The 17,361-nt window shown below is 70.2% G+C and carries 14 protein-coding genes and 1 pseudogene; 12 read left to right on the top strand and 3 right to left on the bottom strand.

Going from position 1 to position 17,361, the window contains the following annotated elements:
* Positions 1-11: 11 nt before the first annotated feature.
* Positions 12-1,901, bottom strand: coding sequence for a caspase family protein (locus tag ACIBKX_RS20905; protein WP_363275995.1), 1,890 nt, complete (start codon positions 1,899-1,901; stop codon positions 12-14).
* Between the two features lie 192 nt (positions 1,902-2,093).
* Between ACIBKX_RS20905 and ACIBKX_RS20900 the strand changes: the two genes are divergently transcribed.
* The 6 genes from ACIBKX_RS20900 to ACIBKX_RS20875 all read left to right on the top strand — a co-directional run bounded on the left by ACIBKX_RS20900 (position 2,094) and on the right by ACIBKX_RS20875 (position 7,613).
* Positions 2,094-2,579, top strand: a complete 486-nt coding sequence (locus ACIBKX_RS20900) for a hypothetical protein (RefSeq protein ID WP_363275996.1) — start codon at positions 2,094-2,096, stop codon at positions 2,577-2,579.
* A 104-nt stretch (positions 2,580-2,683) separates the two neighbouring features.
* Complete coding sequence (locus tag ACIBKX_RS20895) at positions 2,684-4,459, top strand: hypothetical protein (RefSeq protein WP_363275997.1); 1,776 nt, start codon at positions 2,684-2,686, stop codon at positions 4,457-4,459.
* Positions 4,456-4,710 carry a hypothetical protein gene (locus ACIBKX_RS20890; protein ID WP_363275998.1) on the top strand — a complete coding sequence of 85 codons (255 nt, stop codon included), beginning with the start codon at positions 4,456-4,458 and terminating at the stop codon, positions 4,708-4,710. The genes ACIBKX_RS20895 and ACIBKX_RS20890 overlap by 4 nt, the downstream gene beginning before the upstream one ends.
* Positions 4,707-5,402, top strand: a complete 696-nt coding sequence (locus tag ACIBKX_RS20885; RefSeq protein ID WP_363275999.1) for a hypothetical protein — start codon at positions 4,707-4,709, stop codon at positions 5,400-5,402. The genes ACIBKX_RS20890 and ACIBKX_RS20885 overlap by 4 nt, the downstream gene beginning before the upstream one ends.
* 99 nt (positions 5,403-5,501) lie before the next feature.
* Positions 5,502-7,067 carry an AAA family ATPase gene (locus ACIBKX_RS20880; protein ID WP_363276000.1) on the top strand — a complete coding sequence of 522 codons (1,566 nt, stop codon included), beginning with the start codon at positions 5,502-5,504 and terminating at the stop codon, positions 7,065-7,067.
* A 93-nt stretch (positions 7,068-7,160) separates the two neighbouring features.
* Entirely contained in the window at positions 7,161-7,613 is a 453-nt protein-coding gene (locus ACIBKX_RS20875) for a phospholipase A2 (protein WP_363276001.1), read from the top strand.
* Positions 7,614-7,728: 115 nt separating this feature from the next.
* On the opposite strand, the gene ACIBKX_RS20870 is transcribed toward ACIBKX_RS20875, so the two are convergent.
* Positions 7,729-9,081, bottom strand: a complete 1,353-nt coding sequence (locus ACIBKX_RS20870; protein WP_363276002.1) for a M14 family zinc carboxypeptidase — start codon at positions 9,079-9,081, stop codon at positions 7,729-7,731.
* A gap of 166 nt (positions 9,082-9,247) precedes the next feature.
* Between ACIBKX_RS20870 and ACIBKX_RS20865 the strand changes: the two genes are divergently transcribed.
* Positions 9,248-10,603: an Nramp family divalent metal transporter gene (locus ACIBKX_RS20865; RefSeq protein ID WP_363276003.1), complete on the top strand. Its 1,356-nt coding sequence runs from the start codon at positions 9,248-9,250 to the stop codon at positions 10,601-10,603.
* Between the two features lie 65 nt (positions 10,604-10,668).
* Here the strand turns inward: ACIBKX_RS20865 and ACIBKX_RS20860 are convergent, their stop codons facing one another.
* Complete coding sequence (locus tag ACIBKX_RS20860) at positions 10,669-11,682, bottom strand: chitinase (protein WP_363276004.1); 1,014 nt, start codon at positions 11,680-11,682, stop codon at positions 10,669-10,671.
* A gap of 315 nt (positions 11,683-11,997) precedes the next feature.
* Here ACIBKX_RS20860 and ACIBKX_RS20855 point away from each other — a divergent pair, with 315 nt between their 5' ends.
* The 5 genes and pseudogenes from ACIBKX_RS20855 (at position 11,998) to ACIBKX_RS20835 (ending at position 17,354) form a co-directional block, all read left to right on the top strand.
* Positions 11,998-12,885 (top strand): hypothetical protein, encoded by an 888-nt coding sequence (locus ACIBKX_RS20855; RefSeq protein ID WP_363276005.1) that lies wholly within the window; start codon positions 11,998-12,000, stop codon positions 12,883-12,885.
* Between the two features lie 93 nt (positions 12,886-12,978).
* Positions 12,979-13,695, top strand: coding sequence for a Flp pilus assembly protein CpaB (cpaB, locus tag ACIBKX_RS20850; protein WP_363276006.1), 717 nt, complete (start codon positions 12,979-12,981; stop codon positions 13,693-13,695).
* A gap of 138 nt (positions 13,696-13,833) precedes the next feature.
* Positions 13,834-15,441 carry an AAA family ATPase gene (locus ACIBKX_RS20845; RefSeq protein WP_363276007.1) on the top strand — a complete coding sequence of 536 codons (1,608 nt, stop codon included), beginning with the start codon at positions 13,834-13,836 and terminating at the stop codon, positions 15,439-15,441.
* A 77-nt stretch (positions 15,442-15,518) separates the two neighbouring features.
* Positions 15,519-15,890 (top strand): annotated as a pseudogene (locus tag ACIBKX_RS20840) (TadE/TadG family type IV pilus assembly protein); the annotation flags it as partial.
* Positions 15,891-16,013: 123 nt separating this feature from the next.
* On the top strand, positions 16,014-17,354 hold the full coding sequence (locus ACIBKX_RS20835; RefSeq protein WP_363276008.1) for a CpaF family protein: 1,341 nt from the start codon (positions 16,014-16,016) through the stop codon (positions 17,352-17,354).
* The last annotated feature ends 7 nt before the right edge of the window (positions 17,355-17,361 follow it).

Raw genomic sequence — 17,361 nt, 5'->3', positions numbered from 1 at the left:
CGGGGGCCGGGCTACTGCGGTACCACCGTCCGTATCGGAATGGTTCGGGTCGCCCACCGGCCCGGCGAACCGCCGCCCACCGGTCCCAACTCCCGTGTCGTGAGCGGGCGGTCGAAGCGCAGCACCCCGTCCCGTCCCAGGGGGCCGTCGGCGCGGGACGCAGACCCGTGCGGGTTCCATGCGGGGAGGTGGAAGGGAAGCGTGTTCAACTCCGTTTCCGCCACGATGAGTTTGAGCCAGTCCCTCGCCTGGGCTCCGGGGACGGCGGGGCGGCCCGGCGGCAGCGACAGCCGTACCGGGTCGCCGTCCAGCGCGTGCCCCGTGCCGCCCGGCGCGATGAAGTGGCCCGGGTAGAGCACCGGGTCGGCGGCATACGTGTCGGACAGGTCGAGCAGCACGCACCACAGCTGCCGGTCGGGGGAGCGGTTGTGCAGGCGGATCGAGACCCAGGGGTACTCGGGGCCGTCGGGGCCCGGCCGGTAGGGGCAGACGATCTCCCCGCTGCCGTCCGGCAACAGCGGCCCCGCCTCCGGGGCGTCCCAAGGCGTGATCTCCACGTTCACCAGGCCGTCCAGCGGCGACGGGCGCGACGTCAGGTCCCGCAGTTGATGCCAGCGCGCCAGATGGACCAGGCAGTCGGCCACACGGGCCGCATCGGCAGGGCCGCCGTCCAGCGGCAGCGGATCGACGAAGGGCGAGCCGTCCCGGCGTACGACGTGGGCCGTCCGGTCCCGCACCGCCACCCCGAAGTGCGGGTCCGCCGACTCGTCAGGGTCCGCCGCCATCCGGAGCAGGGGGCCGGCAGCGCGAATGACCGTCTCCAACTCCTCTGATATGTACGGCTGTTCAGGAACCGTCAGCGTCACACTCGCCGCCGGCGTCGCAACCGCCGACAGTGTCACCGGGTAGATCCGATCGGCGTCCGGCGTCCAGTCCACCGGGTCGACCAGCGCCCGGCGGGCATCCATCGACCGGACCCGCACGACCGCACCCGCACAACCGTCCACCGACCCCGGCAGCACAGTGAACTCCGTCCCCGAAGCCCGCAGTCCGTGCCCGCTCCCGCAGTCCACCTCCCACCCCTGCGCCCCGCACCGCAGCAGATACGGGCTCGGCGCACGGGACGCCGCGCCGCCCAGGAACGGCAGATCCGCCACACCCCCGGGCTCCGCCGGATACAGCACCGGCTGCTGACCGCCCCGGCAGCGCTGCAGCCGCGCGTCCGCCGCGGCCAGCAGCTCCCGGTACGTCGCCGAAGGGCCCGCGTCCCGTTCGGCACCGAGCAGCGCGTACGTGAACGCGCCGTGCCTGCGGCCCCCGAAGCAGCCCTCGTACGAAAGCTGGTCGAGCCTGCTCGCGGCGAGCAGCACATGGCGGGCGGGCCCGTCCGGCACCACCGCCTCGCGGGCGCCCGCGAGGGGCCACCCCGCGCCCGGCGGCGCGTACCGCGGCGTCAGGTCCGAATAGCGCGTCGCACCCCCGGAGAAGCAGCAGTCCAGCACCGCCGCGGTGTGCGCGCCCCGCGCGGCGACCGTGCCGAGCAGGGCGCCCAGGCGTTTGTCGGGCAGCGGCCCGTCCGCGCAGACCAGCGCCTGATTGCGGCCCGTCGCCTCGATCAGCAGATCGGCGCCGGTGGCCCGGTACTGCGTGCCGTGCCCGGAGAACCAGAACAGGGCAGTGTCGCCGGGACCCGCGGCGCCCAGAAACTCCCGGATCCCGTCCTCGACCGCCGCGCGGGTCACCGCGGCGTCGAGCACGACCCGGATCTCGGCCGTGCCGCCGGTCCGCGCCGTGAGCAGCGCGCGGGCCGCGTCGATGTCGTTGACGCAACCGGTCAGCGGGGTCGCGGTCTGCGCGGGATATGCGTCGATGCCCGCGAGCAACGCGTAGATCTGGCCCATGGCGGAGAGTCTGTCAGGGGCGGGGCACCCGTGGTGGGGATGAACTGGGCGGGAACGGGGCGTCTTCCGGCTCTAGTTGGGTCGGGTTGGGCCAATCACGTGCCAAGTCACCGACCAGGTACCACTATTGATGCAGCATCAAATAAGCAGCAAGAGACAGCGAGACCGGAACTCACCATCGTCGGGGGACACATGGGTCACTTCGAGCGGCCTCGGCGCGTCATGCGGCCCGGCCCGCAGTCCGCCCCGCAGCACTCACCCGGCGCCACCCCGCAGCACGCCGCCACCGCGGGGCCCCGTACCCGCCAGGGCTGGGCCCCGCGCTCGTCGGAGCTGCGCGAAGCCGTGGCCCGACTCGACGCGCACCTCGACGCGAAGGCCACCCAGGAGCTCTCGGACTGGATCCGCGAGCAGTACACGAACGCGCACGGCACCGTGCCGCTCGGCTTCTTCGCGCGCTGCTTCCTCGGCCCGCCCTACGTCGACCACCAGCTCAACCTCTTCGCCGTGATCGTCGAGCACTTCGCCCCCTCGGACAGGGTGCCCGCACCGTTCTCGGGCGCCCGGTCGATGGTGCGACCGGGCGGTTACGCGTACGTCGAGGTGTACTCCGACGGTCTGCTGGTCCCTGTCCTCGACGACGGAACCGCCGTACGCGGTGGAGACGTACTCCTCTGAGAGGCCGTCAGCCCGCTGGACCGTCAGCCCGCTGGACCGCTCGCTCCTTCGCCCGCTCCCGCGCCCCCCAACTTCCCCCGCCTCACGCTCGATCGGAGATTCGCATGCCCGATGTCGACTGGGCGCTGCACCGGCAGGTGCAGCAGGTCGCCAACCTCGTGAACGGTCTCAGCGAGCAGGTGCGCTCCGTGTCGGGCCAGGTCTCGGCCGTCGACGCCAACCAGCAGAACACCCGCAGCGAACTGCAGGCCCTGCGCGACGAGTTCCAGCAGTTCGCCCTCGCCGCGATGCTCACCGCCAATGTGCAGCGCGCCGAGACCCGCGTCGGCGTCGTCCAGGACCAGGTGGACCACGAGTTCGGCCACCACAAGACCGTGCGGCGCACCGCCGTCGGCATGCTGCAGGCCTTCGACCTCGGCATCGTGTCCGAGGACAACGTCCGCATGGTCGGCGACCAGCTGATGATCCAGACGCCCCGCTACTGGCTCGCCCCCGCTCTCGTGGCCCTCGCCTCCTGGTCGGCCGACGACCGTACGCTGTGCGAGCGCGCCGTGGAGGAGGCGTTCCGCCGCTCCCCGGACCGCACCTCGCTGTTCTTCGCGCTCGTCCTGCGCCGCCAGGGCCGCAAGGACAGCTCGGTGCGCTGGCTGCGCCACTACTTGCTCGCGCAGGACCCGAACGCGCTCGGCCGCGAGTTCGCCGTCATCCTGGAGTCCATCGCGCAGGGCGCCTTCGGCCTCGCGGGCCGCGAGCTCCTGAACGACAGCCTGACGAGCTGGCGCGAGCAGCTGATGGACCACACCGAGGCCCAGCAGAAGCAGATCAAGCGCTGGTACGACGAGGTCGAGACGCTGCGAGCGCCCACCGCCGCGAAGGAGTTCCCGCAGCTCACCGCGGTCTCCCCGCAGTGGCAGGAGCTGGACCGGGTGCTCGGCTCGGCCCGCGCGCACCAGCCGCTGCTCGACAAGTACCGGGCCGTCATGGACCGCGAGTTCGAGCCGTCGGCGCGCCTGGAGGACGCCGTGGACGACATCCTCGACCGGCTCGTCTCCGAGTACGACAACGAAGAGCTGCCGCTGCGCCGCGAACTCGCCTTCAACCACGCCGTCATCGACCACGCCGGTGACGTGGCCGCCGCCCGCAAGACCACCGACGCGGACTCCGCCTCGTACGACGAGACCCTCGACTATCTGACGGTGCAGACGACCGCCGCGCTGAACCCGCCCGCCATCGGCACCTCGCCCGCCACCCAGCGGCTCGCCGTGGCCGCCTGCCACGAATGGTTCCTGCAAGGGCACGCGGGCTTCACCCGTGACTACCGGGCAGCCGTCCCGCAGGACGTGCAGGCCTGCTTCCAGGTGGCCCAGAAGGTGGCCGGCGGTGTGATGCAGCTGCCGAAGTGGACCGGTTCGCTCAACCAACCCCTCGATGATCTCGAGAAGTCCCTCGGGAGCCACTGGGACCAGCACATCGACCCCTTCGTCGCCTCACTCGCGTACCCGATGGTGCGCAAGGTCGCCCCGCTCGTCCTCGTGCTGCTCGGCATCCTGGTGATCGTCGGCTCCATCCACCCCGGCTTCGCGTTCCTCGCCGCCCTGATCACCGGCGGCATCTGGGGCCTGGTCATCCACAACCGGGCCCGCGCCGCCGCCCGCAACCAGGACGCGGCCCGCGCCCTGCTGGAGCGCGCCAAGCAGGACTCGCTGCGGCAACTGCGCGCGGCGTCGGCCGAACTCGTCGACTGGCAGACGAATTTCCGCGACGCGGACGCGGTGGAGGCGCGCTGCCGTGAGCTGATCAAGTCCCTGGAGACCGCGGTCCGTTACGGCGGCTCGCCCTTCGAGGGCCGCACCGTAGCCAAGGAGGAGGCCGCTTCATGAGCAGCCAGGACCAGAACCAGGTCCAGAGCCAGGTCCAGAACCAGGTCCAGAGCCAGGTCCAGGACCAGAACCAGAGCCAGGACCTGTCCGTGGCTCCGCCGCCGCCCCGCGATTCCCCGTGGGCCGCGGGCCGCCGCGCGACCGGCGAGCGGGTCACGACACGGCTGCGCCGGGTCGCCGAGGGGCTGCCCGACTGGGAGCCGCTGCCGCCCGGCGAGACCGTGGTGCGGCGGCCCGGCAGCCTCGCATGACGTCCGGCGGGGGCCGCGGCGGGCGGTTCACCGGGAGGTTCGGCAGGAAGCGGCGCGCCGCCGCCCCCGCCAATCCCGAGCCGGACTCCTACTGGGGCCACGGCGGCGACTACCACGCCTGGGTGGACTTTCTGCGCCGCTGGACCGCCGAGGAGGACCACCTCCACCCGGAGGCGCTCCCGGTGCTGACCGAGACACAGTTCGCGGCGGAGACCTTGGCCCGGCTGACCACACACCTCGGCGACGCACTCGACGCCCGGCTGCAGGCCTGGTCCGACCGCCTGGTGGCGGCGCTGAACGCGGCGCGGGACGAGTTCTCGGCGGGCCGCGAGCTGACCCAGGCCAGGACGGGGCTCCGGGCGATCCGCGCCATGGCGCGACACCAGGGGCTGCCGGCCGGCGTACGGGACCGGCTCGGCACGCTCGTCGACGAGCAGATCGCGCTCCTCCAGGACCAGTTGGAACAGGGCCTGGAGGACAGCGCATGGGCCGGCGTCGACCCCCGCCTGGTGGAGCACCGCCGCCGCACGCTGCGGGAGAACGCCCTGACGGAGGTCACGCAGCCGCCGCCGGACACGAAGAAGAGGAGGCGGGGCGCCGCAGCCAAGGCCGCGGACGCGGCACGAGCCGACCCCGACCCCTGGTCCCACGACCCGGCGGCACGACCCCGCCGCCGCGTCATCCCGGATTGACCGTACGGACGGACCGTACGGATTGACCGTACGGACGGACCGAACGCCACCAGCCGAAAGATCACCCGCCGCAACCACCACCGCAGACCAAAGGTCCGAATGTCGAACTACGCCGAGAGCCTCCAGCACCTCGACAGCTACATCTCCGCCCGCGTGCCGGTGATCGCCATGCGCACCATCGAGCAGCAGCGGGCCCTGCGCCTGCTGCGCGAGTCGGCCACCCAGTCGCGCCGCAGCAGCATGCCGTTCTGGATCTACACGCGCGCCACCGGCCTGCGTGACCTGCGGACCAACGCGACCGTGCAGGACGACCGCTCGCTCACCGGCGCCATGGACTTCGCCGCCGCGCAGTTCACCAGCAGGGCCAACGCCACGGTGGTCTTCGTCGACCCCGACGGCCTGGAGTCGGACACCCCCGTCACCCGGCACGTCGCCGAGCTGGCCCGGCTCGCCGACAGCAACATGGGCAGCGTCGTCCTCATCACGGACACCCCGATCTGGAGCGGCCTCCAGCGGCTCGGCATGAGCCTGCACCTGGACCTGCCGGACGCCGACGAGATGTACGACATCCTCAGCGGTTTCCTCGGCGACCACCGTGGCCACATCCCCATCGAGTGGAGCGAGGAGGACGCGCGGCGCGCCGCCGAATTCCTGGCGGGTGTCACCGAGGCCGAGTGCGTGAACCTGATGGCGACCATCGCCGCCAAGGGCTCCATCAAGGAGGCGGACGTCCTCGGCCTCGCGCAGGCCAAGGACCGCATCTTCAGCGACCTCACCGGCCTGGAGCAGGTGACGCTGCGGGAGAGCGACTACTCCATCGGCGGCCTGAACGGCCTCCGTGAATGGCTGCGCCGCAAGAACGAGTTGATGCACGCCGACCTGCGCGGCACCGGGCTGCGGCCGCCGCGCGGTGTGCTCCTGGTCGGCGTACCCGGCTGTGGAAAGTCCCTCTCAGCGAAGGCCATCGCCCATGAGTGGGGACTCCCGCTCTACCGCCTCGACATGGCCTCCATCCACGGCAAGTGGCTGGGCGAGTCGGAGGGCCGCTTCCGGGAGGCGCTCGCCATGGCCGACCGGGTCGCGCCCTGCATCCTGTGGATCGACGAGATCGAGAAGGGTCTCGCGGGCCGCAACGACACCACGGGCGTACCGGAGCGGATCCTCGGCCAGTTCCTCTTCTGGCTCCAGGAGTCCTACTCGCGGGCGTTCGTCGTCGCCACCGCCAACGACGTCCGCAGCCTGCCGCCGGAGCTGCTGCGCAAGGGCCGCTTCGACGAGCTGTTCTTCGTGGACCTGCCGGACGCCGAGGAGCGCAAGGAGATCATCTCCCTCTACCACCACCGCTATCTGAAGACGGCCCCCGAGCAGCAGCAGGTGGACCGCCTCGTCGACCTCTCCGAGGGCTTCGCGGGCTCGGACATCGAGTCGGCACTCCACGACGTGGGCGCGGAGGCCCTCCTGAACGGCGGCGCCGCCAACCTGAAGCCCTCACTGCTCATGGACACCTTCGCCAACACGGTGCCGTTGAGCAGGGTCAACCCGGAGCAGATCGAGGAGATCAGGGCCTGGGGCCGCGAACGCGCGGTCCCGGCGGGCCGCGCCCCGACGAGCACGACCCAGGGGGGCGCGAAGCCGGCGCGGCGGATCGTGTTCATGGACGACTGACACGTCGCAGTCACGGAATGTGCCTGCGGTGATACGTAGAGTGCCGGCCGGGCGGGGGTCTCCCGCCCGGACGGACCCCCGAAGGACTCCCTCATGCCCGCACGAAGCACTCTGCGCACAACCCTCCTCTCGGCCGCGGCCTGCCTCGCCCTATTGGCGGGCGCGGCCCCCCAGGCGGCCGCTGCCGACGTCCGCGGCGAGGCCGATCGCATCATGAACCTCAACCGGATCGACTTCGTCAACCACCCGCACGATCCGCCGTTCGACTGGACCAACGACGGCTGTACGTGGTGGCCGGACGGGATCTTCTTCGAGGCCTGCGCGCAGCACGACTTCGGCTACCGCAACTACGGCAACCACGGCACGCTGAAGCTGAGTGCCACGCCGGAGACCAAGGCCTGGATCGACGAGCACTTCTGGCACCAGATGCGGGCCGCCTGCCTGGAGAACCACGCCGCGGGCACCGCCCAGAGCCTCTGTCTGGGCGAGGCGAAGGTGATGTACGACGGGCTGCGGGCCGGTGTCGCGGACGGCGCCTTCTACTAGGCCGACTGTGGTGTGCATGCACGCATGCACACAGCCACACGCACGTACACACGCACGTACACACGCACGTGGCCCCGAACCCCCGCCAGGGTCCGGGGCCACGCCGCGGCACCGGTCAGCCCGCGCAGTACTGCTCCTCCTTGCCGATGGACCGGTACATGCAGTCCGCGTTCTCCAGCAGCTGCAGCACCGCGTCCCTGTTGCGGTCCGTCTCCCGCTCGATCACCTCGTCGGGCGGGTAGAAGCCGCCGCCGCCCGACGACGACGGGTACATCTCGAAGGTGTACGAGAAGATCTTCTGGTCGCCCCAGAGCCAGTCGTCGATGGTGCCGTCCGTGATGTAGAGGTCACTGGACTGCTCCGGCGTGTAGCCGTTGCTCGCGGCCATCTTCTCGCCGACCGCCGCGTGCGCGTCGCGGTCGTCCTGGGTGAGGCCCTCCGCCGTGTCGTCGTAGGTGTAGCCGTAGGGCCACAGGACCAGTTCGCTGTACGTGTGGAAGTCGATCGCCGCGCTGATCTGCTGCTTGCCGCCGACGATCCGGCCGCGCACGAAGTCGGCGAGGACCTTGACCTCGGGCGCCGACTCGCCCGCCTTGCCGCGGTACGTCTCCGAGCCCGTGGAGCCCGAAGAGCCGCCGCAGCAGCCCCACTTGTAGGCCCAGTTGCGGTTCAGGTCGGTGCCGACGTTGGACGAACCGGAGTTGGGCTGACGGTTCTTGCGCCAGCTGCGGTAGGAGCCGGAGGCGATGTCGTACTCGCCGCCGTCCGGGTTCACGTCGGGCACGATCCAGATCTCGCGCTCGTCGACCATCTTCTTGACGCGTGCGTCCGTCGCGTAGTCGTCGCCGAGTTCCCGTACCAGATACAGCGCCATCTCCACCGTGAGGTGCTCGCGCGCGTGCTGGTGATGGGTGAACAGGACCTCGGGCTCGGCCTCGTCGGTGGCCGCGTTGTCGCTGATCTTGATGGCGATGATGTCGCGGCCCTCGTGGGACTTGCCGATGACTTTCTTCGTGATGAGGTCGGGATGCGCGGCGACGCGCTGGTCGATCTCCGCGTTCATCTCGGCGTAGTTGTGGTACTTGGAGTCGGCCGGCGGGAAGTCCCTGGGCTTGGCCGCCTTGCCGTCGGTGCGCTTGGGCGGCGCGGCGACGGCGGTCAACTCATAGCCCTGCCCGCGCAGTTCACGCACCTGAGCTGCCGTGGCCGACACCGTCACGACATGGCTGTCGAAGTCGTCGATGCTCACGCCGGTGCGGGCGATCGCGGTGCGTGTGGCGGGCGTGGAGTGCGTGGTGATCTCGTACTGCCTGGTGCGCTGCTCCTCCTCTGCCGCCGCCGTCCGCCCGGGTGTCTGGTCGGCAGGTGCGGCGTTGGCGGTGAGGGGTGCCGCCACGGCGAGGGCGAGGACGGCCGCCAGGGCGGCGGACCTTCTTCCGCGCAGGTGTCTGCGTATGCGAAGTCGCATGAAGTCTCCTGAAGGGTGGGGGGTGGCTCACTGCGACAGTGCGAACAATGCGGATGGTGCGATGTGCCGCCCCATGGTGAGGCAGTGGCATGTCCCGGTCAATGCAGTCCTCGGCCAATCCCTCCGACCCCTTGTGCACCAGGCGTCTTTACGCGAACTTGATCTCATGGCGGATAGCACAGGCAGCAGTGGAGTAGGCGCCGGACCGAGCGGCAGCGGCAATGGCGGCAGCACCGACCGTCCCCGCAACTCCAATTGGAAATACATCGGCCCCGGCATCGTCGTCGCCGCGACCGGCGTCGGCGCGGGCGACCTCGTCGCGACCCTCATCGCGGGCAGCAACTTCGGCTACACCTTGCTCTGGGCCGCCGTCATCGGCTGCGTCGTGAAGATCTCCCTCGCCGAGGCGGCCGGCCGCTGGCATCTCTCCACGGGCCGCACCCTCTTCGACGGCTGGGCCAGCATCGGCCGCTGGACGACGTGGTTCTTCGTCGTCTACGTCGTGATCTGGGGGTACGTCTACGGGGCGGCGGCCATGTCGTCGTCCGGGCTGCCCCTCCAAGCCCTCTTCCCCGACGTCATGGAACTGAAGTGGTGGGCGATCCTGACCGGCCTCGTCGGCCTGGTCTTCGTCTGGTTCAACAAGTACGCCGTCTTCGAGAAGGTCATGACGGTGCTCGTCGGCATCATGTTCGTCGTCACCGTCTATCTCGCGATCCGCGTGACACCCCACCTCGGCGACGCCTTCGCCGGCCTGCTGCCCGTCCTGCCCGACGAGAAGGACTCCATCCTCAACACGCTCGGCCTGATCGGCGGCGTCGGCGGCACCATCACCCTTGCCGCATACGGATATTGGGTCAACGCCAAGGGCTGGACCGACACCGGCTGGATGAAGGTGATGCGGCTCGACAACCGCGTCGCGTACATCACCACCGGCATCTTCGTCGTCGCCATGCTCTTCGTCGGCGCGGAGCTGCTGCACTCCGCGAACGTCGCGATCGCCAGCGGCGACAAGGGCCTGGTCCAGCTCTCCGACATCCTGGAGAAGGAGTACGGGGACGCCACCGCGAAGCTCTTCCTGATCGGCTTCTTCGCCACGTCGTTCACCTCGCTGATCGGTGTCTGGCACGGCGTGAGCCTGATGTTCGCCGACTTCGTCGAGCGCTACCGCAAACAGCGGGTCAAGGCGGAGGACACCTCGGTGACCGGCGAGGAGGTGGCCGCGGGCAAGCACGAGAAGTCGGTGCCGTTCCGCGCGTATCTGCTCTGGCTGACGTTCCCGCCGATGATCCTGCTCTTCCAGGGCCAGCCGTTCCGGCTCATCATCATCTACGGCGTCCTCGGCGCCGCCTTCATGCCGTTCCTGGCGCTCACCCTGATCTGGCTGCTCAACTCCTCGCGTACGCCCAGCGAATGGCGCAACGGCTGGCTCAGCAACGGCATGCTGGCCATCGCGGGCCTGCTGTTCCTGGTCCTGTGCGTCAAGCAGATCACGGACCAGGACTGGGGGAACTTCTTCTAGCCCGGACGTACGGCAGCGCCGCCGGGGGAGCGGCGGCGCTGCGGTTCTCGGAGGAGCCGATATGGCTACGGCAGCCCGTGGACGTGCGGCCCGACCGCCTTCGACCAGGCGCTCCCGTCCGCGGCGTCCCAGTTCGTGGACCACGTCATCGCGCCCCGGATGTCCGGGTACGTCTTGGACGGCTTGAAGGACCCGCAGTTCGTGCCCTTGGCCAGGCAGTCCAGGGCCTGGTTCACGACCGACGGCGGGACATAGCCGCCGCCCGCCGCCTTCGACGAGGCGGGGACGCCTATCCCGACCTGCGAGGGGGCGAGCCCGCCCTCCAGCTGGATACAGGCGAGCGCGGTGAGGAAGTCCACCGAGCCCTGGCTGTAGACCTTGCCGTCGCAGCCCAGCATCGAACCGCTGTTGTAGTACTGCATGTTGACGACCGTGAGGATGTCCTTCACGGCGAGTGCCGTCTTGAAGTACTCGTTGTTCGTCGACTGCATGTCGATCGTCTGTGGCGCCATCGTCAGGACGAGCCCGGAACCGGCCTTTGTGGCAAGTGACTTGAGCGCCTGCGTCATGTACGTCGAGTTGAGCCCGTTCTCCAGGTCGATGTCGACGCCGTCGAAGCCGTACTCCTGCATGAGTCTGTACGTCGAGTCGGCGAAGGCGGTCGCGGACGCGGAGTCGTTGACCGATATGGCGCCCTTCTCGCCGCCGACCGAGATGATCACGGACTTCCCCGCGGCCTGCTTGGCCTTGATGTCGGCCTTGAACTGCTCGACGGTGTAGCCGCCGAGCCCGGCCGAGTCGAGGTTGAAGGTGATCTCGCCGGGCGTGCCGGTCGCGTCGGCGAAGGAGACCGCGATGATGTCGTACTCGTCCTGTACGTCGCTCAGCTTCTGCACCGTGGCGCCGTTGTTGAAGTTCTGCCAGTAGCCGGTGACCGCGTGCTTCGGCACCGCGCGGGTGCCGGCGTCGGCCTCGTCGGCGCCGCCGGTGAGCAGTCCGGTGAGGGCGAGGGCGAGTGCCGTTGCCAAGCCGATGACGGTACCTGCCTTCCTGCGAGTCCTGCCGCGTACGTGGTCCATCTCTGCCTCCGGTGGGGGGAGTCGGGGCGGTGCGTGGGGAAACCCGGGGTTCGGAGCGCTCTCGGTCGGTCGTGCAAGCTGGTCCAGTGGTCGTACAAGCTGGTCCAGACCAATTGAGTTGTCAAGACCTCTGACACCACCGGCACCCCGCGAGACCGGCCAACCTCTCCGTGAACAGTGCGAAGTTGGGTGTTGAGGTGAGGCTGACCTGGATATGGTGCTGAGGCAGAAGTGCACGAAGACCGACCCGAAGCGCACGGAGTCCGACACGAACGGATTCCGGCGCGAAACGTGCGAAGACCGGGGGGTGCAGGCATGCCGACCGCCATAGCCGTCACCGGCCCGGACCTGGTGCTGCCGTCGCCCGACCGGCATACCCCGTCCGCCGCCGTCCTGCAGAGCGCCGTCCAGTCACCGAGGACGTACTCGCTGGACCAGTCGCTCACCGAGATGCACACCCTCGTCGAGCACCACGGCTATGTGATCGTCCTCTGCCCCGCCTCCGCGCCCCCGGCGGTCCTGCACCGCCTGCACGCGATCCGCTCGGTCCTGGAGAGCGACCGCATCGCGATCCTCCGCCCCGAACTGCCCCCGCTGGGCCTGGCGGTCCTGGCCCTACAGCTCCGCCAGCTCTCCATCTGCGACTTCAGCCCGGGAGTCCTCGCCTCCGCGGCCCGCCTCCTGTCCCACTACATCTACGCGGGCGCCCTGCTCGGCTCGGTGGCCAAGCTGGACCGCGTCCCCGTCACCCTCCAGTCGCACGCCAAGTCCTGGGTCCCCGGCAGCCAGTTCGCCGTCCTCGCCACACCCCGCCCCGAGCTGGTCAAACTCACCTCAGACGCTCTCCTCGCCGGCCCCGGATTCGGTACGAAGATGCTGTACGCCCCCGGCCAACTCGCCCCCGACTGGGTCACCGGAACACTCGCGCCCGCCTGGCGCACCCAGGGCGTGACCGAGGCCCGGCTGCCCGCGGAGTCGGCGCGCTGGTGGGCGACACCGAAGCTGGTCGAGTTCGCGGCGGCGATCCCCGACATCTCCGTCCTCTACCAACTGGTCACGTCCGTGCGCAGGGACGACTGCCACTGGTGCGGCCTGGAACTCATCGGCGACCGCTGCGGATTCTGCGCGGCACCGCTGCCGCCGGCCCCGCAACGCTCGTCGCCGCCGACCGGCGTACGCGCACTGCCGAGAGGCGCGACGTAGGGCGCCGCCCCTCTCGCGTACGAGACCGCCCGACCGCGCACCACACCCCTCACTGTCCGTAACCATCCGCACCCGATCGAGGTAGTCCGGTCCATGAACTCACGCCAGCGCCGCGGCGTCATCCTGCTGGTCCTTTCGGTCCTGGCCGCGTTCGGCGCGTTCGCGGGCGTCCTCGCGGTGATCCGGGACGTGAACTCGAAGGTGGGCCCGGAGGTCGCGGCGTACAAACTCAAGGGGGACATCGCCCCCTACAAGGAGCTCAGCGCCGACCAGTTCGAGAAGGTCGAGATGCCCGAACGGTGGCTGTCCGACAACGCGGTCACCGACCTCCGCCAGATCCGCGGCAAGATCGCCGTCACGGAACTGCGCAAGGGTTCGCTCCTCCAGACGGACATGATCGTCAAACGCCCCGAACTCGCCCCCGGCCAGCAGGAGATCGCGATCCTGATCGACGCGGCGACGGGCGTCGCGGGCAAGATCACGCCGGGTTCGACGGTCAACATCTACGCCACGTTCAAGGCCGAGACGGACTCCGGCAAGGACCAGTCGAAGGTGATCGTCGAGGCCGCGAAGGTGATCGACGTGGGCAGGCTGACGGCCCTGGACCCCGACCGCGACGACGACCGCGGCAGCCGCCGCACCCAGACCGAGGCCGTTCCGATCACCTTCGCCCTGGACACGGCGGACGCCCAGCGCGTCGCGTACGCGGAGTCGTTCGCCACGCATGTGCGGCTGGCGCTGGTCGGCCAGGGCGGGGACGCGGCGGTGCCGCGGGGGGACAGGACGTACACGTTGGACGAGGACAAGTAGGGGGCTGGGGATGCGCTGTATGTCTGAACCGCCAGTCTGCCTCGCTGTGGGCAGGCGTTCCGCAGGGCGGAACGGGTGGGCACAGCGCCAGGCGCCGGGTAGCGATACACGAGGCGTCCAGGCCAATGGGGGAACCAAGTGACGACAAGAATCCTCCCGGCGGTGGGCGACATCGACGCGGCCCGCGCCCTGTCCACCCTCATAGGACAACTCCCGGACGCCGAACCCGCCCTCCCGGTGGCGGACTCCACAGCCCTCCTCGACACGCTGGCAAGACTCGCCACAGAATCCCTGGACGAGCTCCCCGAAGTAGTCCTCATCCACGAACGCATCGGCCCGGTCCCCGCCCTGGACCTCATCCGCGACCTGGTCCTCCGCTTCCCCGCGGTAGGCGTGGTCCTCATCACCGCCGACACCAGCCCCACCCTCCTCACCGCCGCCATGGACTCCGGCGCCCGAGGCATCGTCGGCTTCCCCCTCGCGTACGACGCACTCGCCGAACGCGTACAGGCCGCCTCCGCCTGGTCCGCGGGCATGCGCCGCCACCTCGGCACCGGCACGATGGAGCTCTACACCGGGGGACCGGGCGAGCCCCCCGGCGGCGGCAGGGTCGTGGCGGTCAGCGGCGCGAAGGGCGGCGTCGGCACCACCCTCACCACGGTCCAGCTGGCCCTCGCCGCCCGGGCCTCCGGCCGCACCGTCGCCCTCCTCGACCTGGACCTCCAGTCCGGGGACGTCGCCTCCTACCTGGACGTACAGTTCCGCCGCTCCATCGCCGACCTCGCCGCGATCACGGACATCAACCCCCGGGTCCTCCAGGACGCCGTCTACACCCACGAGACCGGCATCGGCCTCCTCCTGGCCCCCGCCGACGGCGAACGCGGCGAGGAGATCACGGACAGGGTGGCCCGCCAGACGATCGGCGCCCTGCGCAGCCGCTACGACGTCGTACTGGTGGACTGCGGTACGTACGTCACGACGGCGACCGCGGCGGCCATCGAACTGGCCGACCAGGCACTGCTGTTGGTGACCCCGGACGTCGTGGCGGTCCGCGCCGCCAAGCGGATGGTGCGCCTGTGGGACCGCCTCCAGATCCGCAAGGCGGAGGAGACCCTGACGGTCGTGAACCGCCACGGCAAGGGTACGGAGATCCAGCCGTCCCTGGTCGAACGCGTCACCGGCACGAGGATCGCCCGCACCACCGTGCCGGCCGGATTCAAGGAGCTGCAGGGCGCGGTCGACGCGGGCCGGATGCAGGACCTGGACAGCAAGTCCTCGGTGAAGCAGGCACTGTGGGCCCTGGCGGGCGAGCTGGGCCTGGTGGACACGGAGGCCACAGCGGGTGCGGCAAGGCGGAGCCTGCGCAAGCGGGGCGGCGGCGACCGGGGCGCGGTGACCCTGGAGTTCGCCGGCATGTTCCCGCTGCTCCTGGCGGTGATGGGCATCCTCTGGCAGTGCGCCCTGTACGGCTACACGTTCTCCCTGGCGGGCAACGCGGCCGACGAGGCGGCCCGCGCGGCGACAGCGGCGTACGCGGCGGGCGAGGGCGCGGAGGCGGCCTGCACGGCGGCGGCCCGCGAGCACCTTCCCTCGGCGTGGCAGAGCGCGGCGGTGTCCTGCACGGACGAGGGCACGGTCTGGAAGGCCCACGTGGACGCGAAGGTCCCGCTGTTCTTCCCGGGCGTCGACACGGGCTGGGAGGTGTCCGGGGAAGCGGGCGCGGCGAAGGAGGGGGAGGAGCCGTGATCTTTCCTCGCCGTCGGCGGTTGCGGCCTGGCACTGAGCCGCCGCTTCGCGGCGGATCCTTCCCGCCCACCCACTCGATGGTCCGGCGTCTGTCGGCCCGGGCAAGGAAGCCGGCCTTCAACGACCGCGGCGTCAGCATGCTGGAGTTCGCCGGATTCCTCCCCATCCTGCTCCTGATAGGCCTCGCGACGATCCAGCTGGGCCTCGTCGGCTACGCCGCCAACCAGGCTGGCTCCGGCGCCCGCGCAGCGGCCCGCGTCGCCTCGCAGGGCGAAGGCGGCGAGGCGGCGGGCCAGGCCGCCATGGACGGCAGCCTCGACGCCACGATCGGCATCAGCGGCGGCGCGGAGACGACCAAGGCGACCGTCACGGTCCAAGTCCCCACGCTCCTCCCCTTCGTGGACGCGGGCTGGAGCGTGACGAAGGAAGCCACGATGCCCAATGACGACGCCGATGACGCTGACGCAGCCGGCGTCGAGGCCGACGAAGCCGGTATTGACGCCGACGCAGCCGGTACCGACGCCGACGAAGCCGGTATCGACGCCGCGGCCGACGGGAGCTGAGCAGAGAAGATGAGCCTCCGCGACCGCGTGGCACCCCCGCACGACCCGGGCCCCGCCCGAGACGACACCCTCGTCGCCGTCTACCGCTCCAAGCTGCTCGAAGAGATCGACCTGGCCGAGATGTCGTCCCTGACGGCAGCGGACCGCCGGGTCCGCCTGGAACGCGTACTGGGCCACATCATCAGCCGCGAGGGCCCGGTCCAGTCGACCTCGGAACGCGCCCAGCTGATCCGCCGAGTGGTGGACGAGGCTCTCGGCCTCGGCGTACTCGAACCACTCCTGGCGGACGCCTCCATCACGGAGATCATGGTCAACGGACCGGACTCGATCTTCGTGGAGAGAGCCGGACGCGTAGAACAACTCCCCCTCCGGTTCGCCTCGAACGACCAACTCATGCAGACGATCGAACGCATCGTCTCGACGGTCAACCGCCGCGTGGACGAGTCGAACCCGATGGTCGACGCCCGCCTCCCCACGGGCGAACGAGTCAACGTGATCATCCCGCCCCTGGCCCTGACCGGCGCGACGCTCACCATCCGCCGCTTCCCGCGCGCGTACACGCTCCACGAGCTGATCGGCCTCGGCTCACTCGACGAGCACATGCTGCTCCTGCTCTCGGCCTTCGTACGCGCCCGCTTCAACATCATCGTCAGCGGCGGCACGGGCTCCGGAAAGACGACGCTCCTCAACGCCCTCTCCGGCCTGCTCCCCGCCCACGAACGCATCATCACCATCGAGGACTCGGCGGAACTGCAACTCCAGCAGGACCACGTCATCCGCCTCGAATCCCGCCCCGCGAACGTCGAGGGAAAGGGCCAGATCACCATCCGCGACCTGGTCCGCAACTCCCTCCGCATGCGCCCGGACCGCATCATCGTCGGCGAGGTCAGAGGCGGCGAGACCCTGGACATGCTCCAAGCGATGTCGACGGGCCACGACGGCTCACTCGCCACGGTCCACGCGAACACGGCGGAGGACGCCCTGATGCGCCTCCAGACCCTCGGCTCCATGTCGGAGGTCCAGATCCCCTTCGAGGCGCTGAAGGACCAGATCAACTCGGCGGTGGACGTGGTCGTCCAACTGGCCCGGCACGCGGACGGCTCCCGCAAGATCGCGGAGATCGTCCTCCTCGTCTCGCACGGCCGCGAACAGTTCCGCATCGCCCCGGTGACCCGCTTCGTCCCCCGCCAGGCGGCCACGGTGGACCGCCGGGTCCACGGCTACTTCGAGCACCTGCCGCTGCCGCGCCCGGTCGCCGAGCGCCTGTACCTGGCGGGGGAGCCGGTCCCGCAGGGCTTCGGCGTGGCGCAGGCCATAGACGTACTGAACACGCGAGAGGCAATCGGATGAGCACGAC

Source organism: Streptomyces sp. NPDC050658 (assembly GCF_044457025.1).
Lineage (GTDB): Bacteria > Actinomycetota > Actinomycetes > Streptomycetales > Streptomycetaceae > Streptomyces.
This window is presented reverse-complemented; position numbering and strand designations above follow the sequence as displayed.